Origin of the sequence: Flavobacterium shii (assembly GCF_025847235.1) — a bacterium.
GTDB classification, from domain to species: domain Bacteria; phylum Bacteroidota; class Bacteroidia; order Flavobacteriales; family Flavobacteriaceae; genus Flavobacterium; species Flavobacterium shii.
In genome coordinates, this window is the sequence record NZ_JAOZEW010000004.1 from 179,194 (window position 1) to 200,917 (window position 21,724).

Here is a 21,724-nt window from a genome sequence, read left to right on the forward strand (position 1 = left end):
CTATTTAATATTTCAACCATTTACTTTTCCATTCATCATTCCGCTAACAATATTAATCACCATTTTTCTAGGTAACAATCTTGGTAAAAAAGATTGCAAATAATTTACAGCTCCAACTATTTTAAAGCTTTTATTTTTTAATACTGCTGCGATTCCTTGTCTTGCAACAGTTTCTGGAGTATCGGCAGCCATGCCTTTAGTGTTTGCTTTTGCAATCGATTGAAAACCTGTGGTAGTATTACCCGGGCAAAGTGCTGTAATAGTAACTCCACGCTTAGAATATTCTCCATATAACGCCTCAGAGAAATTCAATACAAATGATTTGCTCGCACAATATGTTGCTACATATGGACATGGCTGTAATGCTCCTGTTGAAGCCACATTTATGATTCCGCAATCCCCCTTTTTCAACATATCCGGCAATACAAGATGGCATAATTTCACAAGGGCATTAACGTTTATTTCAATCATTTCATCATAATCTTCCATACTCTCGTCCAGAAAATTCACCCATTTACCAAACCCTGCGTTGTTAACCAACAAATCAACCGATAATCCGGCTTGTTTTATTTGATTGTATAATTTTTGTGGGGTTTCTTTTTGCAAAAGATCACCTGTAAATACAGTTACTTTTACATTATATTCATTGGAAATTTTTCTGGCTAAGACTTGTAATTTATCTTCAGATCGAGCCGTTAGTATAAGATTTGCTCCTTGTTTTGCTAATTCATAAGCAAATGCTTCGCCAATACCAGATGATGCTCCGGTAATAAATGCTGTTTTGTTTTTTATCGTTTTCATTTCTTTAATTATTTCTGATACAAAATTCAGTAATAACCAAAACAATCTACTTGATGTATGTTAGGAAATGATTTGTTTTCGAATTCGGCTTAAACTTTCGGGTTTAATTCCTATAAACGACGCTATATATTGTAGTGGAACATTTTGTATCATAGCAGGATTATCTTTTAAAATTTTGAGATATCGTTTTTCGGCAGATAATGCAATGATATCATTCGTTCTTTGCTCATTATAAATTAAAGATTTTTCATAAATAATTCTGGCAAAGTCAGCCCACTTTTGGCTTTTATGGCATAATGCATCAAAATCTTTTTTTGTAATTCGTAATACTTCACAGGCTGTAATGCACTCGATATTGTCCAATGCAGGAGTTCCTGTGATAAAACTATTAAAAGAAGTAATAAAACCCGAAGGGCAATTAATATGTGTAGTTACCTGATCTCCATTTTGATTATAAAAAACCCTCATAAAACCAGAATTAATAAAATATAAATATTGAGCTACTTTATTTTCTTTCTCCAAAATTTCTCCTTTACTACAATTTACAGGTTCAAAGAAATTTTCGACCAGGATAGTATCCGAATTATCAATTGCAATAATCTCTGCTACAAGCTCAAGTAGTTTAGTATACATTATAAAAATTTGTTGATTTAATAAATTACTGTATAAGGTGGAAAGGTTCAGAGGGACAAAGGTTCTTAGGTTCAAAGCTAAAAAACTTTGCGAAAACCATTGTCTTTTCTGTGGTTATTTTTTTGTCAACATAGATCGCATAGACATACAGGAATACGTCTATGCGATAAGACTTATATAAAAATTATTCTGATTCTGGTATAGGTGCTACCGTTGGTAATGGTTCTGTCCCAGGTACAATTGGAACGATTTTCTTAATTGCGGGTATTTTTAATGCTCCTCTTATCATTTCTTCTTTTGGAGCATATACTCTCAACATTATAGTAAAATCTCCTGCTGGTGTCGGTAGCCAATTCTTCTCTCTCATTTGTCCCGGATATGCTCTTTGAAAATAAATATCAATAGAACCATCTGCATTTTTATTTAATGGATCGCGGCTACCAATTGAAAATCGATTGATCTGACTTGCGATAAGGAAACCTTTAGCATCATACATTGTTAATGACCAAAAAGCATTGGTAAGCGGAATTTCGTCTTTATTAAAATGAATTACATATTTATTTGCTCCGTTGAATTTTTCACCTTCTTCATCGACTTTACAAGTAGAATGTATAGCGTCTTGAGGAAGATTGGTCTCTAATCCTGCATACGAAACTACTGCTCTGTACTCGTAATTGGTCCCAAATGCTCCTAATGTTATATCTATAGGACTCCATCCGTTTTCTAGCTGTGCTGTCTTTGCCTGAGCTTTATTCATTTCTTCCAGCATTTTATCCGGAAGGGTTCGTAATATAGACTGAACAGAAGCATTAAAGGTGCTTAAATTAAATTTGGCTCCGGGTTTTACTCCAATCATAGCAAACTGTTTCATTGCTTCTGCATCTGCTGCTTTTGGTGGGTTATTAACCAATAACTGATTAACATAATTAAAAAATTCTCCAACTGGTATTTTCGAAACAATCTCGGTGGGTGTTCCCTTTGGAACCGATGAATCAAATTTTCCTTTAGGATCAATATAATCTGTAGTCCAACTGCTTAAAGGAACAAGTCTGAATTGACGTTGTAACTTATAAACTTTTAATCCATCCATGTAACTATTTACCTGAATTCGACCAACGATACGTACCATATTAGTTGGAGATTTAAGTTCTTGCATTCCTATCGGCACAGGTTCATTAGATTTTGGTCCTGTTATCAAAAAATTTGCTGCAGTTGTTCCTGTAGTTCTTTTTCCCACAGAGGTAAAAACATTTGTATACGCATCAATTATAGAAAATTGGTAATATCTTCCATAAGTATCCGGAACAGAAAGTACCAAAGGTTCTTTGCGTAAATCAATCCAAGCCGAAGAAGAATAAGTATCGGCATTGGGGAATGTCTCATTTTTAAGGGTAACATCAGGAAATGCCGATTTATGACTAAACTGATTCATAGGCGCTCCCATACTATTCGCAACTTCTTTATTGGTTATTTGTCTGCGGGTAATATCCATTAAAACTAATGGTAACCCATACAAATAAGCAGCTTCGGCAGCTTTTACAATTGTGTTGTCATCTGTAGCAGTAGTTTCTTTTTTTGCATCACTCTCTTTTTGCTCGTCTTTCTTACAAGCAATAAATAAGCAAATTATTAAAAATGTTAAAGTAAAGTTCTTCATAAATTTTGGGGTTTAATACAAAGCAAAATTATATACTTTGTGATTAATAAATATTCTCAAAACATCAATTAATATATAAATATATGATGATAATGAAATTTGTTATGTGAGTAACCATAATTAAAATTGGAAATTTCTTACAAGTTACACTTTATAATCAAATTCCCGAGCTTTAAAATTAATTTTTCTTTTTGACCTAACCTATTTAAACGTATGAAGTCTGTGCATTTTTTTGATTGCAATTTGACTTAGTAAATTTAAGCAAAAAAAATCCCGATTACATAATGCAATCGGGATCATAGAAACTAACTAACCAACCATTGAAGCCTTTATTATTACCAAGCTTCAAAAGCATCTTTAGTGAACTATTTTAATATAAATTTCACTTTCGTTTTAATGTCTGTTGAAGAAGCTCCAATTAATGCCTCAAAATCTCCAGGTTCTGCAACCCAGTCATGTTTAACAGGGTCGAAAAAGCTTAACGCTGCTTTATCTACTGTAATCGAAACTATTTTCTCTTCTCCAGCTTTTAGGTTTACTTTTTCAAATCCTTTCAATTCTTTGATAGGGCGTGGCAAAGAAGATTTTAAATCACTTATGTACAACTGAACCGTTTCTGAACCGTCTCTTGTTCCTGTATTTTTAACTTTTACAGAGAAGGTTATTTTATCAGCAGCCGTTATTTCTTTTGCGTCAGCGGTAACTTTTCCATATTGGAAAGTTGTGTAGCTTAATCCATGTCCAAAACCAAACAAAGGTTTCACTTTTTGCTTATCTGCCCAACGGTATCCTACAAAAATACCTTCGTTATAAGTAACCTCATTACCTCCCGGGAATTCACCCAAAGCATGCGCTCCGTTATCTTTTAATTTTACTGGGAAAGTAAATGGTAATTTTCCAGATGGGTTAATATCTCCAACTAAAACTGCTGCCAAAGCATTACCAGTTTCCGATCCTAAAAACCATCCTTGTACAATTCCCGGTACTTCATTTACCCATGGCATTGCTACAGCATTACCTGAGATATTAATGAATACAAGGTTTTTATTTGCTTTAAGCAATTCGGTTACAATTTTATCCTGATTGTATGGAAGCTCTAAACTTAAACGGTCTACTCCTTCTGCATCTTGATGATTACTTTTGTTCAATCCACCGATAAACAATACAACATCGGCTTTCTTGGCAACATCAATTGCCTCTGCCAATAATTGTTCTGCCGAACGTTTCTCTGATAAATCTTGTCCAGAAGCAACTCCGTTATAACTACTTTCTGCATCACCTACATATCCACGAGCATAGATAATTTCGGCTTGTGTACCAATTCTTTTCTTTAATCCATCAAGTGGAGAAATTTCATATTTTGCTTTTAATGATGAACTACCACCACCTACAGTCATCATCTTGATTGCATTTTCTCCAATTACTGCAATTTTCTTAGTTTTATTAAGGTTAATTGGCAATATATTGTTTTTGTTTTGCAACAAAACGATTCCTTCTTCGGCAATTTTACGACCAGCAAGACCGTGTTCCTCTGTTCCAAACGAACCGTATGGTCTGTTTTTATCCATTGTAGTAAGGAAAGCCAATCGAAGTATGTTACGTATTTTTTGATCTAATTCTTTGGTTCCTACTTGTCCTGATTTAATTAAATCATAATATGGTTTTGCCAAATAATAGTTATCATAAGCATTTTTTGTACCTGCAGATAAACCATTTGTCCAAGTTCCAAATTCCATGTCCAGACCATTTGTAATTGCCTGACGCGTATTGCTAACTCCTCCCCAATCGGCAACAACAGCACCTTTAAATCCCCATTCTCCTCGAAGAATATCATTTAACAAATACTCATTGTGGCAGTTAGGTTGTTCTTTGTATTTATTATAAGACCCCATAATTGTCCAGGCATCTCCTTCTTGAACAGCTGCTTTAAATGCTGGTAGATAGATTTCGTACAAAGCACGATCATCTACATTTACGTTTACAGTATGACGATTTGTTTCTTGATTGTTTAATGCAAAATGTTTCACACAAGCCGCTACTCCGTTTGCCTGAACACCTTTAATATAAGGCACAACCATCTTTGCAGCCAAGAAAGGATCTTCTCCCATGTATTCAAAATTACGTCCGTTAAGCGGAGATCTGTAAATATTTACTCCAGGTCCTAATAAAACAGTCTTATTGCGGTAACGTGCTTCCTCACCTATTGATTTGCCATATAATGAAGACATTTCTTTGTTCCAGGTTGCTGCAAGAGCTGTAAGTGCTGGAAAAGCAATACAAGAATCGTTCGTCCATCCTGCTTGGTCCCATTCGTCCCATAAAACCTCTGGGCGAATACCATGAGGACCATCGGTCATCCAAAATTCAGGAATCCCTAAACGTGGAACTCCAGGCGAACTAAATTTTGATTGCGCATGAACCATTGCTATTTTTTCTTCTAATGTCATTCGTGCAAGCGCATCCTCGACACGTTCCTGAATAGGCTTTTTATCATCCAGATAAACTGGTACTTTATTCTGCGCATTCACTCCGAATGAACCTAATATAAGTAAAACAACAACTGCTTTAATGTTTTTAAACATAACTACTTACTTTATTAATAAAATTGTTTTTTTATATAATTACAGAACCTGCATAACTCATAATCCAGAATTAAATGCCAATAATTATATTGTAAAGCTAAAACGTTATAGTTTACATAAAAGCACCTATTATACAAAAGTAGTAGCTAAAAAACCCAAAGAACTGAACTACAAATACTTAACAATTAAAAATAGATAAAAAAAGTAGTGAAATTGAAATAAATTATTGCGTTTTAACCACAATTAAGCCTATTTTAATAACCATTTCTTCAAATTCATTACGAGAAACGGCAGCCTTATTTCTGGCTCTTGTGCGATAATTGTAAATTGTACTTAAAGAGTAACGAAGGAAAGCTGCAATTTTCACACTATCATTAATTCCAAGACGTATTAATGCAAAAATGCGCAATTCGGTATTTAATAACTCTCCTTGCTTAAGTATAATCTGCTCTTCGTTGATAAGTAAAGAATTAAAATCTTTTACAAAAGTGGGATATAGGTTTAGAAAAATAGTATCAAAATTCTTGTACAATTCTTCCAATTCATTATCGACCAAAGTTGTTGATTTTAGAATTTTATACAATTCTTCAAACTGTTTGGCAGTTGCTTTCTTGTTTAAGGTAATGCGGTAATTTTCAAGTTTATTGATATATGTGGAGCATAGACTAAAAAAATGCGCAATATATTCTTCTTTAATATGATTCGATTCCGATAACTGAGCGTTTCTTTCCTGTAACTGATTGTTTGTTTTACTAATATCTGCATTTAGTTTCACCAATTCTTCACTTGTTTTCGAAAGCTCTTCTTTTATCCTCGAAACCTTTTTCATTTGTTTGTAAACATAAATCACCGCCAAAACAAGGAATAATGCAAGTATGCTTATTAGCAAAAGATACAATTGCAATTGGCTTTTTCTTTTAGCTTCTTTATCCAGATAAGCAGTATTGATGATCGAATATACTTCGGACATTTGGAGCGTTCGAAATTGTACATTGCAAAAAATAGCATCCTCAATAGCCGATTTTGTTAATTTATAAGCTGTGTCAATATCTCCCAATTCAAAATAAACCAATGCCAACTCTTGAATCGATGCATTATCTTTTATAGAATTCTTAATATCGGCAGTCGCCGAAATAGCAAAATAGGCCTTTTTTAATTCAAGATTTTCTTTCTTTTTGTATATATTCCCCAAAAGATAAGCAATCATGGCGTATTGCGGATTCTCAGGATTTGTTTGCTTCAATAAATGAATCAATTCCTTCTCGGTACTATCAATTTTCCCATCAGAAATATTCTTTTCTGCCAGAACAATTTTGTATTTCAGCGATTGGGGATTTAGTGTTGCAAATAAAGAATCACGATACTTTTCGGATTGCTCTACATACGCAGGATTATAACTATTTGTTAAATAATGCGAGAAAAACTCGCGATATCCTTCATAGTAATCCGAAAGTAATTGTTGTGGTAAGAGTTTTTTATTTATGCTTTTCAGAATTTCTTCAGACTCTCGATATCTTCCCGATGAGGAATATAGATTTGCCAATTGCAGTTGAGCAGTTTCTTCTAAATATAAATTATGAAGTTTATTGGCTAATGTTAGATTTTTCCTGACATAGAAAATAGCCGAATCCGAATTGAATTTTTGGTATTCTTTATATAAGCTTTTATTATAATCATATTCTTGATAATCGCTTAAATCAGATGATTTTATCTTCTTAAAATTGGCAATTCGTTCTTCTTTAAGCTGTACGTATTTCTGTTTATTTTTTAAAGCTAAGTCTAAATTTACAAAAATTGTATCTGCCCCGTTTCCAGCACATACCGGATAGCACACTATAACGAGAAAAAGAAACAAAAGACTATTTTTCAAAACTGTTTTTAAAATAAATAATTATGACAGCCAAAGATAGTAAAGTGCAACTAAAGAAATATATTTTTTAAAGGTTCTAAGAGACTAAGATTCTAAGGCACGAAGAAACTTTACGAACTTCGCATAAATCTTTGCTTACTTTGCAGTTAATTCTAATATATAAACAAAAAAAGCATCCGACAATGCGGATGCTTTTATTTATTTTGAAAAGAGTATTTTTCTATTTGAAATTAAAGCTAAATACAGCTCCTAACCCAAACTGATAAGAAGCTACATAATCGGTTACAGCTACCGGACCATAATAATATGTCCAATAATAGCTATTTCCTACCGCAGTGCTCATAGATTGTAAGTAGGCATTTAGGTTTACTGATAGTAATGAACTTGTTCTTAGTTTTACACCAGCTTTAATATCCCAAGCAAAATTAGTATCGCTACCATTTCGTGGTATATTGACAATACCAACCCCAAGACCTCCTCCTAAATAAGGAGAAACATTAGATGAACCTGTATCAAAATAGTAAGTTCCTTCGCCAATAATGAAGTTAAAAGTTGATTTATCATCGCCAGGGTTAATTTGATTTCCTGATATGTATATAGGTAAATCAACTTTTTGTCTTAAATATTTTAACTCGACAGAAGCGTTCTTTGTAATAAAATACTCAAGACCTGCGCCATATTCAAATCCATCTCCTACTTCTCCAGAGGAATTATAATACGTTACTTTATCAGAAAAAGTATACCCTCCATATAGATTAAGAGAAAAGGAATTTGCATCCTGGGCTTTCATACCCATTGATACTAAAAAAACAACGAGTAACAGACTGTAATGTTTCATAATTTTGTTTATTAAATAGATTATTATTTATTCAGTTTTGGGACTTATAATTTTAGATTGTTAAAATTAATCTTACTTTTTTAACATACCTAGTTTTCTAAAATAAGTCCGTTCCAAATTCTAAAATGAAACAGAATTAATGCAACAAGTGAGGGAAAATCTACACAAAATCTAAATTTTAAACACTTTAAAAATTTGCAATAAAAAAAAGAGGCTGTTAATTCTTTTTGTAATTATTGAGAAATGCTAATAATTTATAACTTCGTTTTATCAAAAAAAAACAATCAACAATGCACAAAGTGAATTTTCTTGCGCTCATATTCCCTTTGCTATCGGCAATTATGTTAATAAAAAACGGAAAATCACAACCAAATCATCATTCGAATACTAAAACAAACCAAACGGTTATTGAGCAAAAAACGAAGGATCAAGATCAGGAAAATGCAAAAAAATGGTTGATAAAAGCTATTGAAATTAATTTTAATAAAGAAACTTTTGAAATGAGTGATATCACAACCAAAACCTATGCAGAATATAAAAGCGATGCAATAAATATAGAATACGATAATGGCTTAACAAATGAGACCTTTAAAAAGAAATGGAAAAATACATTTGATACTAAATATGTTGGTACAGAAGGTTTTCTTATTCCAACACAAGATTATGGAAAAATAAAAGTGATGAGTTGTAAATTTTTATCGGTAACTAAGGACAAAGCATATATTTTTGAAACCATCGTTAGAGATCTTACTTATAAACATAGCTATAAAAGAGATATAAAGGTTATTCATTCCGGTAAATCATTTTTAATAGCCGATGTAAAAGAATATTAAAAAAGCTAAACCCTTTTAAATCTTATATTTCCTTAAATAACTTATATAGTTTAATTATATAAAAAACGAACCAAAATCATAAATTCAGATTTCATTCAGAATTGAATTGCTAAATTGCGGTATGAAAATTTTGATAATAGAAGACGAACTGGAAATAGCTGCGAATATAAAGGGCTATTTTAAACCCAATGGTATTCAATGTGAAACCTCGGGAACATATAAAGATGCTCTTGATAAAATCAATAATTATGATTATGATTGTGTATTATTGGACTTAATGCTTCCTGATGGGGATGGATTTGATATACTAAAAGAATTAAAAAAAAGAAATAAAACCGAAGGCGTTATTATTATTTCTGCCAAAGAAACATTGGATACCCGAATCGAAGGATTTAATCTTGGTGCCGATGATTATTTAACAAAGCCATTTCACTTATCTGAATTACTTGTAAGGATTCAGGCGCTTATAAGACGCAAAAATTTTAAAGGCAATAATAATGTTGTCTTTAATGAGATTGTCATCGATATCCTCTCCAAAACTGTAACTGTAAATAACACGAAGCTGGATATCACAAAAAAAGAAATTGATTTATTACTTTTTTTAATCGGTAATGAAAATAAAGTTCTTTCCAAGGGCGCCATAGCCGAACATCTTTCGGGAGATATGGCAGATATGCTCGATAATCATGATTTTGTTTATGCACATATAAAGAATTTAAAAAAGAAACTAAGCCATGCCGGAAGTGGCGATTATATAAAAACAATCTACGGTTTAGGATACAAATGGGACAATGAATAAAAAACTTTTAAATAAAACTACAACGACATTTTTGATATTTTCAGTTTTTGTACTGTTAATATCAGTTCCCGTTTTTTATTATATTACTGAGCGTTTGTATATAGAGGAAACCGACGAGACACTGGCTTTGCACAGAGATGAATTCTTAAAAAATAAGTTACCAAAATTTGATGCTAAAGATATCGCATTATGGAATAAATACAATCGAAACGTTCAAATTTTCCCCAAGCATATTGTTACCAAAGACAGTCTTTTTAGTAAAGTATACTTTGATGAACTAGAGAATGAAAATGAACCTTACAGAGAACTAAACACACCAATATTAATCAAAGGACAGCCGTATACATACGTAGGCAGAACTAATCTTATTGAGAAAGAAGATCTGATTATAAGTATTGCCATGTTGTTTTTGGTCGTAATTATCATTCTACTTCTAGGAATATTAATCATTACCAAAATCTCCTCCCGAAAACTTTGGAAACCTTTTTACGATACACTGGACCAAATTCAGGGATTTGAAATCGATAAGAACAAAAAACCTCATTTTATGGATACGGATGTAGAGGAATTTAACCGTCTCAATAAAAGTCTTAACCGTCTTATCGAAAAAAATACCGATATTTATAATAATCAAAGAGAATTTGTCGAGAATGCAGCTCATGAATTGCAAACACCATTGGCACTTTTTCAAACAAAAATAGATACACTTTTTCAGCTTGACGTAACCAAAGATCAGTCACAAGTTTTAAGTTCTCTCAACAAAGATGTTTCCAGACTAAACAGGCTGAACAAAAATTTATTATTGCTCTCTAAAATCGAAAATGGAAATTATCCGGACAAAGAACCCATTATTATAAATGAGTATTTAAAGAAACATCTTGAGTTTTTTACAGAACAAGCAAAAGCTAAAAACTTAAATATTGTTATCGAATATACCGAGAAACTAAAAATAGAAGGCAATCCATCATTGACCGAAGTACTTATTAATAATTTATTTCTAAATGCTATTCGACACAATAATAAAAACGGAAAAATCATTATTACAATTACAAGCGATTCTATAACGTTCTTAAATACAGGGCAAGAAACAGCATTGATCGTAGACAAATTATTTAATCGATTCTCCAAATCAAATCCTTCATCGCAAGGAAATGGACTGGGAATGGCAATTATAAAAAAGATAACAGAGATAAGTCACTGGAAAATTAGCTATGCTTTCGACAATAATTTACACTGTTTTACAGTTAAATTTTAAAAATTCAAACTTCCTACAGAATCTAAGTTTAATTTTGTCTCAGATAATTTTTCATTAATTAAAAACTTAAAAGAAATGAAAACATTAATAACAACAGTATTTACAATATTAATTTCTGCCTTTGCAATGGCTCAGGATTTAGATCCTAAAAGTGTTCCAGGTATTGTAAAATCAACGATTTTATTAAAATTCCCAGATGCTACGAACGTAAAATGGGAAAAAGAAAAAGATAATTACGAAGCATCATTCACAATTGATAATAAGAAACAATCCGCTTTAGTAGACAGTTCCGGAAATCTTCTCCAATCCGAAATTCAAATAACAGCTGGACAATTACCGAATGGCATTATACAATATGTAAAATCCAATTATCGTCGTAAAAAAGTTAAAGACATTACTAAAATCACGGAACCAACTGGTAAAGTATATTTTGAGGTAGAAATTTATAAAAAGGACTTAATATTCGACCATAAAGGGAACTTTATAAAAGAGGTTATGGAATAAAAACATATGTCTTTCGTCTTTCGACAATGTATCAAAATCCCAATGGTATAGATACATTTTAATCTGAAATACATTTTTAAAATACACTTATAAAAAAGCTATATAGAGTAAAATCTATAATTAGTACTGCATTTTTACGTGCCTAATTTTTTCGGGCAAAACAATCAATTAAATAAAATACAATGAAGAAAAAGATATTATTTTTACTGACTTTGATACTGTTTATAGTCTCAAAAGCAACTGCTCAAACCAAATCGGTCACTATTTCGGGAATGATAAAAGACAAGAGTTTAAAGACTTCTGTTCCTTATGTAAATATTGTTTTAAAATCATCTGCTAATCAAAAATTTATTGCAGGTACTGTAAGTAATGAAGAAGGACGTTTTACTTTTTCTAGTATTAACTCTGGGAATTATATTTTGGAAATTAGTTTTGTAGGATATAAAACCAAAACACAGTCACTATTTGTAGGTTCATTATCGGACTTTTTGGATTTATCAAATATAGAACTTGAGGAAGATATAAATACGCTGAATGAAGTTGTCATAACAACCTCCAAAGCTGATGCTGTAAGTGCCAAAATGGATAAAAAAGTCTTTTCGGTAGCCGATAATATTACCCAAAGTGGTGGTTCGGTATTACAATCCATGCAAAGCTTACCAGGTGTTACTGTTCAGGATGGCAAAGTACAGTTGCGAGGTAATGATAAGGTTATGGTTCTTATAGACGGAAAACAAACGGCTTTAACGGGTTTTGGAAGTCAATCGGGATTGGATAATATACCGGCATCTGCAATAGAAAAAATAGAAATCATAAATAATCCTTCGTCCAAATTTGATGCAAATGGTAATGCGGGAATTATCAATATTATTTACAAAAAGAACAAACAGGAAGGTTTTAACGGGAAAGTTGGTATCGCTTCTGGATACGGTGCTTTATGGCAACGAAAAGAAAATCTACCTACTATAAGACCTCAATATCAGGTAACACCAAAGATTAATCCATCGCTTTCGCTGAATTACCGTAAAGACAAAATAAATGCCTATTTACAAGCTGATTATTTATATACCGAAACGCTTAATAAAAATGAGTTTGTTACCCGAACTTATGATGATGGTACGATTATAAACCAGCAAACAAAAAGAAATCGTAATACTCATTTTACAACTGTAAAAACAGGAATAGATTGGAATTATAATGAGCAAAATACCTTTGCTATATCGGGAATGTTTGGAAGTGAAAAAATTATCGATAATGGTGATGAACCATTCTTTAATCAGGATTATTCTCAACGCCTGCGCTTATGGCAATTTGTAGAAGATGAGTTAAAAACAACTGCAATGGTGTCTGCCTCTTATCAGCATAAATTTAAAGAAGCCGGACATAAATTAAACGTTGGAATTAATTATACCTATCACCAAGAAGATGAGAAATACTTCTTTGATAATATTATGCCAACCTTTACTGGAAAAGATTCTTTTAAATTACTTTCTGATGAGAAGGTAATCGATATAAACGTAGATTATGTTCAGCCTTTAAAATACGGTCGTTTTGAAACTGGATTAAAATTCCGAAACAGACAAATCCCTACCAATATGCAATTTTATCCGGGATTAAATTCTCCTTTGGATCCTAATGCCGGCGGTTGGGCAACTTACAAAGAAATTATTCCTGCATTGTACGGAAACTACATTTTCGAAAATAATAAAATAGAGGCCGAAGTAGGTCTTCGTATGGAGTATGTAAACCTGCAATATGACGTTAATCCCGATCATCCTACCTACAAAAGTGATGGTTATGATTATATACAGCCCTTCCCTAGCGTAAGATTTGGCTATAAAATTAATGATAAAAACAAGTTGACTGCTTTTTACAATCGCAGAGTCGACAGACCTAGTGAAGTAGATATTCGAATTTTTCCAAAATACGATGATGCCGAAATTATAAAAGTTGGTAATCCTGCTCTTAAACCACAATTTACAAGTGCATTTGAACTCGGATACAAAACTACAATTGATAAAGGATACTTGTTTACATCGCTTTATCATCGCTTTGTAAATGGTACCATTAGCCGAATTGCAACCACAATTCCCGACAGTAATCTTATTTATAATGTTTTCCAAAACGCAGGCAAAAGCTCCTCTACAGGTATTGAAATCGTATATTCTAAAGAAGTAAATTCATGGTATACTTTTAATTTAAATGGTAATGGATATCAAAATGAAATAGATGCATTTACCGTGACAAATTTATACCCAATTCCAACAACCTATTTTGGAAAAAAACAACAAATTTTTTCTGGAAATGTAAAATGGAATAATACTTTCCTGTTAAATAAAACCGTAAGCGGACAATTATCGGCTGTATATCTTGCTCCAGACATTATCCCGCAAGGAAGAATAAACTCTCGTTTCTCGATAGATTTAGGAGTTAAAAAAACGGTACAGAAAGGAAAAGGCGAAATATTCCTTAATGCTACAGATGTTCTAAATACTCTTGTAATAAAGAAAGAAATTCAAGGAGATGGATTTAGTTATAACAATAGTGACTATTATGAAACCCAAGTTGTTCGATTTGGCTACAGCTATAAATTTTAATACCGCTGCATAATTATTTAAATCTGTTGGGTATAATTTGTGTTAAATAAAATTTTTACGAATTACACCCAACAGCTTATTTATTACAAGGAATAACTAGAAAAATTGCTTCAAATTAATGGATCCGTAAAATTCAGAATTAATTCTGAATTGAGATTGAAACTTTGTTACATTGTATAGGTATAAAATGCTATATTGCTAAATTCTATTCTTATACGCAAATTTTAAAATAATGACATACATCCATTTTATAGTTAACCCAATTTCGGGTAATGGAAAACATAATATTTCAGCTTCATTTATTCAGAATTATTTCCCAAAAGATCAATTTAAGATTGAGATTGATAACACAACACATAAAAAACATGCCATAGCATTAACCAAAGCAGCTGTAGCCAATAAACCTGACTATATCGTAGCTTGTGGTGGAGATGGCACGATAAATGAAGTTGCATCCTGTTTAATTGGTACTACTATAAAATTAGGAATTATTCCGGTTGGTTCCGGAAATGGTTTGGCATCAAACTTAAATATCCCAAGGAATTTTGAGAGAGCTATTGAAATTATCCGAAAAGGGACTGTTTCGTCTATAGATGTAGGTAAAATAAATGATCATTATTTCTTTAGCAATACAGGAATTGGAATTGATGCACTAATCATAAAAAAATACGAACACTCTGGAAAACGTACGCTTGTAGCTTATGTAAAAGCTGCTTTATCTTCTAGTTTAGAATTTAAAACCCGTAAAACGATACTATCGCTGGATGATAAAAAGATAGAGGCTAATCCATTCTTATTATTCATTTCAAACTCTAACGAAATGGGATATAATATGAGTTTAACGCCAAAAGCAAGTCTTAACGATGGCTGGCTGGATCTAATTGTTGTACCTCAACTATCGTTTATAGAAAAAATGCTTTTAGGTTATCATGTGTTACGCAATACAGTTGAAAATTTCAAAAAAGCAAAACATACATTAATTCAGGAATTGACGATAGAAGTACCTGCGGCAATATATCTTGATGCCCAGATAGATGGTGAATCTTACAATTTTGAAACCAATGTGATTAAAGTATCGATTATTAAAAGCGGGCTTATGGTTATTACGGAGTAATACGAGAATGAGGTTAACAATCTCTTATTTAATTTTAAGTTTTTGAATTGCCTCCTGCTTTAGCTGGAGGTAATTAACACAAACCATTTTAAGACGTTTTTCTATAATTAATAACAGCTGCGGTATTTAGTACGATTGCAAATCCCAGTATAATTAAAATATGCTTGCTGATATCCTTAAAGCCACTTCCTTTTATTATTACCATCCTCATTACATCAATAAAATAACTTATCGGGTTGAACTTCGAAGCTGTTTTTGCCCAATCGGGCATACTGTCTATGGGAGTAAATAAACCTCCCATTAAAACAAATATCATTACAAAAAAGAACATGATAAGCATGGCTTGTTGTTGCGTATCGCATATTGTAGATATCAATAAACCAAAACCTAAAATAGCCAATAGATAAACGCACACAAAAGCATACAAAACAAAGATATTCCCTAACGGAATTATGCCATAAAAAACCCAACCTACAAGTAATCCCAATGTAAATACTACATTACCGAGTATCCAGAACGGAATTAATTTCCCTAAGATAAAATGGTATTTTTTAACTGGAGAAACATTAATTTGCTCAATTGTACCCGCTTCTTTTTCTTTTACAATATTCAAAGCCGAGAGAAAACCACCAACCAGTGTAACGAGAATAGCCAATATTCCCGGAACCATAAATAGTCTGTAATTTAAATGTGGATTATACCAATTGGACGTTGTAATCTCTATTACAGGAATCGCATTAAAACTATCTGCTACATTCAATTTGTTTCTTAGTCCGTTATTATATTCTTGTATAATTTGGTTTATATAACCTGCTCCTAAACCTGCTTTTGTTCCGTTTATGGCGTTTACACCAATAAAAAGCTGTTGCTTGTTCTCACGTATAAGATCTTGCTCAAATCCACGCGGAATTTCCAAAATTAAATCGGCATTATCGTCTTCTATTTGAATGAAAGCCTGTTTATAGGAATCATTGTAGCTGCGTAACTTAAAATAACCCGAAGCGATAACCTGATTAATTAAATCTCTGGAATAATCGGAACGGTCATTATCTACCACAGCCAGATTAATATTCTTTATTTCAAAATTGGCGGCAAGCGGCAAAATGATAAGCTGTATAACCGGCATTACCATTATCACTGCCAGAATAGCGCGGTTACGGAATATTTGTTTGAACTCTTTTATGAACAAAAATTTTATGATTCTCATGCCAAACGTATTTTAAAGCTTCTGAGGCTTATTATCAACAAGAAAATTGTAATCCCAAATAGAATCAGGGTTTCTTTCCATACATATGAGAATCCCAGTCCTTTTATCATAACATTCTTCACAATTATGTAATACCACTTAGAAGGGACAATATTCGAAAACCATTGCAAGGGCAGTGGCATATTCTCTATAGGAAACATAAAACCACTAAAAAGTAATGTAGGTAATAACATCCCTAGCAATGATATTAACATAGCCGTTTGCATCGAATCTGTCTTGATAGAAATAAATATTCCCAAAGTAAGACAGGTTATAATAAATAGTGTGCTCTCGGCAAAAAGCAAAAGTATACTTCCCGCAATAGGAAGATCGAGAACAAATACACTCAATAATAAAATAGTAATTACATTAACCATCGAAAGTAAAAGATAAGGAACTGCCTTAGATAGTATTATCATAATAGGCTTAAAGGGAGAAACCAAAAGAATTTCCATCGTTCCCATCTCTTTTTCCTTAACAATAGAAATTGCTGTCATCATTACACAAACCAGCATAAGAATAAGTGCCATAACTCCGGGAACAAAATTTGGAGCTCCTTTTAGTTGTGGGTTATATAACATTTTTACTTCTGGCTTTATTTGATATGGGACCGGATTAGTCTCATTTAATTGCGCCTGATAATCATTTATGATAGACGAAACATAATTGGTTAATGTCGTAGCCGTATTAGGATCGGAAGCATCTGCAATAACCTGTATTTGTGCTTTATTCTCATGTAATAATTGATTGTTAAAACCTTCCGGAAATACAATTGCCATTTTTATTTCTCCAGTTTTAAATGCTGCTTCCAATGTTGCGCTTCCGGCAAGACTTTTTGTAATTTCAAAATATCGGCTTGCATCTATTTTACTAATTATTTCCTGCGAAGCAATGTCTTTGGCATAATCTACAACTACTATGTTTGAGTTTTTGACTTCATTTGTGAGTGCAAAACCAAAAATAAGAATCTGCACTATTGGCATTCCAAAGAGAATGAATAATGTTTTTTTGTCGCGCAGTACGTGCAAAAATTCCTTTTTTACGAATGTTAAAAACTGTTTCATCTCCTAGATTATTATTCTCCGCGTTTTGCTTCTCTGGCAAGATGATAAAAAACCTCATCCATTGTTGCTAAGCCGAATTGCTTTTTTAAATTTGTTGGAGTATCAAGTGCTTCTACCCTTCCGTCGACCATTATAGAGACCCTGTTACAATATTCGGCTTCATCCATATAATGTGTCGTTACAAAAATCGTGATTCCGTTTCCTGAAGCTTCATAGATTAAATCCCAAAATTGTCTGCGCGTTACAGGATCTACTCCTCCTGTAGGTTCATCCAGAAATACAATTTCCGGTTTGTGTATAATTGCAGTTGAGAATGCCAGTTTTTGTTTCCATCCCAGCGGAAGTGAGCCAACTCTTTTGTTTGCCTGATCTTCCATTCCTAACTGTTTTAAAAGTGCTGCACTATTCTCTTTAATCGCTTTATCACTAAGCCCATAAATCCCTGCAAAAAAAGTAATATTCTCCTGTACTGTAAGATCATCATACAAAGAGAATTTCTGACTCATATAACCAATGCTTTTCTTTATTTTTTCTGTTTCCTTATAAACATCAAAACCCGCAATTGTAGCCTCACCAGAAGTTGGGTTGGATAAACCGCATAACATTCTCATAGCTGTAGTTTTACCTGCACCATTTGCACCTAGAAACCCGAAAATCTCCCCTTTATCCACATCAAAAGTGATAGAATCTACTGCAGTAAAATCTCCAAATCGTTTGGTTAATCCTTTACATGAAATTACTTTTTTGCTCATAAAAATGTTTTTTTAACCGTTGGATCAAGCTTTGTCAAAGTTTTGAGTTTTGACAAAGCTTAACGTCTGACAAATTCTCAACTCAAAAGTTTAATAAAACTATCTTCAATCGTTACGGCTGCCTCTTTTATCTCTATGTTTTTAATTCCTTTATTTTCCAGAAACTGCAATAAATCTGGTTGATTTGGTTTTCCCTGAAAAGAAAAATGTGCAAACTCTCCAAAGGCATAACTTGCAAGTCTCTTTGGGTATACAGACAAAGCTTGTAAGAGCGGATACATTTTATCTGCTTTGATGGCAAAAAGCACATCAGGATAATTGTCGATAATATTCTTCGGACTATCGATAGAAAGTATTTTCCCCTCTTGGATCAATGCAATGCGATCACAAAGATTGGCTTCATCCATATAAGGCGTAGAAACTATAATTGTGATATCCTGTTCCTTTAGTTTTTTGAGCATTTCCCAAAACTCCTTTCTAGATACGGGATCAACTCCCGTTGTGGGTTCATCCAGAAATAACACATTCGGTTTATGGATAAGAGCGCAGCACAAAGCCAATTTTTGTTTCATTCCTCCAGATAATTTCCCTGCTCTACGGGTTTTAAAAGGTTCTATTTGGATATAAATATCTTTTATCAAATCATAATTCTCCTGTATCGTAGTTCCGAATAATGTGGCGAAAAAAGATAGATTTTCTTCTACCGTTAAATCCTGATATAAGGAGAACCTACCAGGCATATAACCAATGGTGTTTCTTATGGATTTAAAATCTGTTACCACATCAAGTCCATCAATCGAAGCCGAACCTCTATCGGCGAGCAAAAGCGTTGTTAAAACCCTAAAAATGCTGGTTTTCCCTGCTCCATCTGGACCTATTAATCCAAAAAGCTCTCCTTTATTCACCGAAAAAGAAACGTCATCAACGGCTATCTTCTTTTCCTTTCCGTAGGTTTTGGTAATATTTTTTACAACAACCGATTCCATTATTTCGAGAATTTTATTTCGCCATACATTCCTATCTTAAGATAACCATCATTCTTAACTCTTATTTTCACAGCATATACAAGATTGGCGCGTTCATCTTTGGTTTGTATCGTTTTTGGCGTAAACTCTGCCTTATCGCTAATCCATTCTACAATGCCACCGTATTCTTTATAGGTTTTGTTTGTTGCATCTACAAATACTTGCACCTTATCATTTATTTTAATACTTGGTAATTGATCTCCGGTAATATATACTCTTAGGATTATGGTCGACAAATCGGCTATTTTATATAACGGTTTACCAATGATTGCCATCTCACCCATCTCGGCATATTTAGTGAGTACCGTTCCATTAATTTTATTTACAATTTTAGATTTAGCCAATTGATCATTTATCTGGTCTACCTGCACTTTTAAAGTTCTGGTATCTTCATTGATTCCTGTCGTATTAATATCCAACTGTTTTTGTAATGCATTTATCTGTTTTTGTATAACTGATACATTGGTTGTTGCATCATCCAGTTGTTTTCTCGTTGCGGCATCGGCTTTTACCAGATTTCGCATGCGTTTTTCGTCTATCCTGGCTTGTTTTAGTTGTTCTCTATATACATCCAATTGTGAATTGATATCGGGCTTTTTGCTTTGTGTTGCTTTAATTTGTGCCAATAATTGATCTCGCTTAAGCGAAAGTTGTATCGTATCGATATACCCCACAACCTGACCTTCTTTTAATGCATTACCTTCCTCAACCTTCAGTTCTTTGATTATTCCGCCAGCCTCGGCAGATATAATAGTTTCTACCGCTTCAAAAGTTCCTGTTGCATCAAATTCATCCTTGGTACCGGAACATGATATTGCTAATGTTACTATTGTTATTAATACTATTTTTTTCATCTTGTGATTAATTACCAGTTATTAATTTTTGTCTGTATTTCGCCAAAAGCAAATCTGTTTCATGGATAATTTTATTTTGCGTTGCAGCATTTTCCTGATTCACTTCACGCAGATAATCACTGGAATCTATAACGCCGTTTTCCAACTGTGCAAGAGCCGCTTTTTTTACATTATTCCTAAGTTTTATAATCTCATTATCCGAAACAAGGTATTCTTCTAGTTTTGTAATCTCTGCATTTTGTTGTTTAATCGACTGATTGGTATTAAAGAGAAAAACTTCTTTATCTACTTCGAGTTGTTCTTTATTAATCTCGATAATTTGTTTTTGTTTATCAGATGTATAAAAACCCGTTAAAGACCAATTGAGCCTTACACCTCCTATATAATACGATTCCCAACCTTCTTTAAGGACATTAAGCGCGGGATTCCCGTAACCTCCCTGTACAAAAAAATTAAACTTTGGTAAATTACCAATCGAAATTGTTTTTTTGTCAATCTCCAGACTTTCATTTCTGTAATTGAAAAGTTCAAGTTCGGGACGTTTTATTTCCATTGAATTTACAATATTATCCGGAGTTTGTAATTGTGTGTCCGGAGATAGTTCCAGGTTTATAAAAAGACCTAACATATCCAGATATGCTTTTTTATAATTGCGAATACCTGTAGCTGTTTGATCCGTTTGAAGATATTCGGCTTTAAGTAAATCAAGGCTGCTTCTATAAGCTGTACCGTTAACAAGTTGTGCTTCGACAGTTTTAATTCCGATACGGATATCATTTTTGAGTAATTCATTTTGGAAAAGTTGTTCATCATAAACAAGTATTCCAAAATAGAGTTCGGTTACTCTTTGTTTTACAGCATATAAATCTACTTTGAGTTGCTGCTCCGAAACTTTTGTTTGCTTTTCGACAATTGCCTTTTGTTGTTTCAATGCACCGCCATCATAGATTAACTGGTTTACTTCTGCGTAAGCGCGATATTGATCTTTGTTAAGAATTGGCACATCGATACCAGGAATACTAATGGGTAATTTGGTCACATCCGACTGATAGGTTGCCTGACCAAAAACATCAAATCTGGGATAATATCCTTTGGCGATATTATCAATTGTGAATTCGCTGCTTTTGGTAATCAAATCTCGTTTTTTGGATAACGGATAATTCTCTTCTGCCATAGCATAACAATCCTGAAGTTTTAACAACTTATCTTGCTGTGCATAAAACTGAAATACAGAAAAAAGAACCAGTATAACTACAAATAACCTTTTCATATTTATAATTTTATTTTAATACTTCGTTTT

18 protein-coding genes are annotated in these 21,724 nt (G+C 32.9%); 6 read left to right on the forward strand and 12 right to left on the reverse strand.

Annotated features, from left to right (window positions below; all coding sequences use genetic code 11):
* Positions 1-12 precede the first annotated feature (12 nt).
* From OIU83_RS05845 to OIU83_RS05870, 6 genes are all read right to left on the reverse strand, one after another.
* On the reverse strand, positions 13-801 hold the full coding sequence (locus OIU83_RS05845; protein ID WP_264205336.1) for an SDR family NAD(P)-dependent oxidoreductase: 789 nt from the start codon (positions 799-801) through the stop codon (positions 13-15).
* 60 nt (positions 802-861) lie between these two features.
* Complete coding sequence (locus OIU83_RS05850; protein ID WP_264205337.1) at positions 862-1,434, reverse strand: Crp/Fnr family transcriptional regulator; 573 nt, start codon at positions 1,432-1,434, stop codon at positions 862-864.
* Between the two features lie 184 nt (positions 1,435-1,618).
* Positions 1,619-3,091: a DUF1254 domain-containing protein gene (locus tag OIU83_RS05855; protein ID WP_264205338.1), complete on the reverse strand. Its 1,473-nt coding sequence runs from the start codon at positions 3,089-3,091 to the stop codon at positions 1,619-1,621.
* 365 nt (positions 3,092-3,456) lie between these two features.
* Positions 3,457-5,673 (reverse strand): glycoside hydrolase family 3 C-terminal domain-containing protein, encoded by a 2,217-nt coding sequence (locus OIU83_RS05860; protein ID WP_264205339.1) that lies wholly within the window; start codon positions 5,671-5,673, stop codon positions 3,457-3,459.
* Between the two features lie 223 nt (positions 5,674-5,896).
* Positions 5,897-7,543, reverse strand: coding sequence for a DUF6377 domain-containing protein (locus tag OIU83_RS05865; RefSeq protein WP_264205340.1), 1,647 nt, complete (start codon positions 7,541-7,543; stop codon positions 5,897-5,899).
* A gap of 220 nt (positions 7,544-7,763) precedes the next feature.
* On the reverse strand, positions 7,764-8,381 hold the full coding sequence (locus OIU83_RS05870) for an outer membrane beta-barrel protein (RefSeq protein ID WP_264205341.1): 618 nt from the start codon (positions 8,379-8,381) through the stop codon (positions 7,764-7,766).
* Positions 8,382-8,671: 290 nt separating this feature from the next.
* Here OIU83_RS05870 and OIU83_RS05875 point away from each other — a divergent pair, with 290 nt between their 5' ends.
* The 6 genes from OIU83_RS05875 to OIU83_RS05900 all read left to right on the forward strand — a co-directional run bounded on the left by OIU83_RS05875 (position 8,672) and on the right by OIU83_RS05900 (position 15,483).
* A complete protein-coding gene (locus OIU83_RS05875; RefSeq protein WP_264205342.1) occupies positions 8,672-9,214 on the forward strand; it encodes a hypothetical protein in 543 nt (180 codons plus the stop codon).
* A gap of 121 nt (positions 9,215-9,335) precedes the next feature.
* On the forward strand, positions 9,336-10,013 hold the full coding sequence (locus OIU83_RS05880) for a response regulator transcription factor (protein WP_264205343.1): 678 nt from the start codon (positions 9,336-9,338) through the stop codon (positions 10,011-10,013).
* Positions 10,006-11,268 (forward strand): sensor histidine kinase, encoded by a 1,263-nt coding sequence (gene porY, locus OIU83_RS05885; protein ID WP_264205344.1) that lies wholly within the window; start codon positions 10,006-10,008, stop codon positions 11,266-11,268. Before OIU83_RS05880 ends, porY begins: the two co-directional genes overlap by 8 nt.
* A 75-nt stretch (positions 11,269-11,343) precedes the next feature.
* On the forward strand, positions 11,344-11,772 hold the full coding sequence (locus OIU83_RS05890; protein ID WP_264205345.1) for a PepSY-like domain-containing protein: 429 nt from the start codon (positions 11,344-11,346) through the stop codon (positions 11,770-11,772).
* Positions 11,773-11,954: 182 nt separating this feature from the next.
* Positions 11,955-14,369 (forward strand): TonB-dependent receptor domain-containing protein, encoded by a 2,415-nt coding sequence (locus OIU83_RS05895; RefSeq protein WP_264205346.1) that lies wholly within the window; start codon positions 11,955-11,957, stop codon positions 14,367-14,369.
* Between the two features lie 232 nt (positions 14,370-14,601).
* A complete protein-coding gene (locus tag OIU83_RS05900; protein WP_264205347.1) occupies positions 14,602-15,483 on the forward strand; it encodes a diacylglycerol/lipid kinase family protein in 882 nt (293 codons plus the stop codon).
* Between the two features lie 88 nt (positions 15,484-15,571).
* Here the strand turns inward: OIU83_RS05900 and OIU83_RS05905 are convergent, their stop codons facing one another.
* The 6 genes from OIU83_RS05905 to OIU83_RS05930 all read right to left on the reverse strand — a co-directional run bounded on the left by OIU83_RS05905 (position 15,572) and on the right by OIU83_RS05930 (position 21,694).
* Positions 15,572-16,690: an ABC transporter permease gene (locus OIU83_RS05905; RefSeq protein ID WP_264205348.1), complete on the reverse strand. Its 1,119-nt coding sequence runs from the start codon at positions 16,688-16,690 to the stop codon at positions 15,572-15,574.
* Positions 16,687-17,793, reverse strand: coding sequence for an ABC transporter permease (locus tag OIU83_RS05910; protein ID WP_264205349.1), 1,107 nt, complete (start codon positions 17,791-17,793; stop codon positions 16,687-16,689). The genes OIU83_RS05905 and OIU83_RS05910 overlap by 4 nt, the downstream gene beginning before the upstream one ends.
* An 11-nt stretch (positions 17,794-17,804) precedes the next feature.
* Positions 17,805-18,545, reverse strand: a complete 741-nt coding sequence (locus OIU83_RS05915) for an ABC transporter ATP-binding protein (protein WP_264205350.1) — start codon at positions 18,543-18,545, stop codon at positions 17,805-17,807.
* 77 nt (positions 18,546-18,622) lie between these two features.
* Positions 18,623-19,531 carry an ABC transporter ATP-binding protein gene (locus OIU83_RS05920; RefSeq protein ID WP_264205351.1) on the reverse strand — a complete coding sequence of 303 codons (909 nt, stop codon included), beginning with the start codon at positions 19,529-19,531 and terminating at the stop codon, positions 18,623-18,625.
* Positions 19,531-20,424: an HlyD family secretion protein gene (locus OIU83_RS05925; RefSeq protein ID WP_264205352.1), complete on the reverse strand. Its 894-nt coding sequence runs from the start codon at positions 20,422-20,424 to the stop codon at positions 19,531-19,533. The genes OIU83_RS05920 and OIU83_RS05925 overlap by 1 nt, the downstream gene beginning before the upstream one ends.
* A gap of 7 nt (positions 20,425-20,431) precedes the next feature.
* A complete protein-coding gene (locus OIU83_RS05930) occupies positions 20,432-21,694 on the reverse strand; it encodes a TolC family protein (protein WP_264205353.1) in 1,263 nt (420 codons plus the stop codon).
* Positions 21,695-21,724: the final 30 nt, after the last annotated feature.

What these genes read in the sequence shown, in the direction of transcription:
- OIU83_RS05845 (WP_264205336.1), bottom strand. Translation starts at nt 801, where the DNA reads ATGAAAACGATAAAAAACAAAACAGCATTTATTACCGGAGCATCATCT.
- OIU83_RS05850 (WP_264205337.1), bottom strand. Translation starts at nt 1,434, where the DNA reads ATGTATACTAAACTACTTGAGCTTGTAGCAGAGATTATTGCAATTGAT.
- OIU83_RS05855 (WP_264205338.1), bottom strand. Translation starts at nt 3,091, where the DNA reads ATGAAGAACTTTACTTTAACATTTTTAATAATTTGCTTATTTATTGCT.
- OIU83_RS05860 (WP_264205339.1), bottom strand. Translation starts at nt 5,673, where the DNA reads ATGTTTAAAAACATTAAAGCAGTTGTTGTTTTACTTATATTAGGTTCA.
- OIU83_RS05870 (WP_264205341.1), bottom strand. Translation starts at nt 8,381, where the DNA reads ATGAAACATTACAGTCTGTTACTCGTTGTTTTTTTAGTATCAATGGGT.
- OIU83_RS05875 (WP_264205342.1), top strand. Translation starts at nt 8,672, where the DNA reads ATGCACAAAGTGAATTTTCTTGCGCTCATATTCCCTTTGCTATCGGCA.
- OIU83_RS05880 (WP_264205343.1), top strand. Translation starts at nt 9,336, where the DNA reads ATGAAAATTTTGATAATAGAAGACGAACTGGAAATAGCTGCGAATATA.
- porY (WP_264205344.1), top strand. Translation starts at nt 10,006, where the DNA reads ATGAATAAAAAACTTTTAAATAAAACTACAACGACATTTTTGATATTT.
- OIU83_RS05890 (WP_264205345.1), top strand. Translation starts at nt 11,344, where the DNA reads ATGAAAACATTAATAACAACAGTATTTACAATATTAATTTCTGCCTTT.
- OIU83_RS05895 (WP_264205346.1), top strand. Translation starts at nt 11,955, where the DNA reads ATGAAGAAAAAGATATTATTTTTACTGACTTTGATACTGTTTATAGTC.
- OIU83_RS05900 (WP_264205347.1), top strand. Translation starts at nt 14,602, where the DNA reads ATGACATACATCCATTTTATAGTTAACCCAATTTCGGGTAATGGAAAA.
- OIU83_RS05905 (WP_264205348.1), bottom strand. Translation starts at nt 16,690, where the DNA reads ATGAGAATCATAAAATTTTTGTTCATAAAAGAGTTCAAACAAATATTC.
- OIU83_RS05910 (WP_264205349.1), bottom strand. Translation starts at nt 17,793, where the DNA reads ATGAAACAGTTTTTAACATTCGTAAAAAAGGAATTTTTGCACGTACTG.
- OIU83_RS05915 (WP_264205350.1), bottom strand. Translation starts at nt 18,545, where the DNA reads ATGAGCAAAAAAGTAATTTCATGTAAAGGATTAACCAAACGATTTGGA.
- OIU83_RS05920 (WP_264205351.1), bottom strand. Translation starts at nt 19,531, where the DNA reads ATGGAATCGGTTGTTGTAAAAAATATTACCAAAACCTACGGAAAGGAA.
- OIU83_RS05925 (WP_264205352.1), bottom strand. Translation starts at nt 20,424, where the DNA reads ATGAAAAAAATAGTATTAATAACAATAGTAACATTAGCAATATCATGT.
- OIU83_RS05930 (WP_264205353.1), bottom strand. Translation starts at nt 21,694, where the DNA reads ATGAAAAGGTTATTTGTAGTTATACTGGTTCTTTTTTCTGTATTTCAG.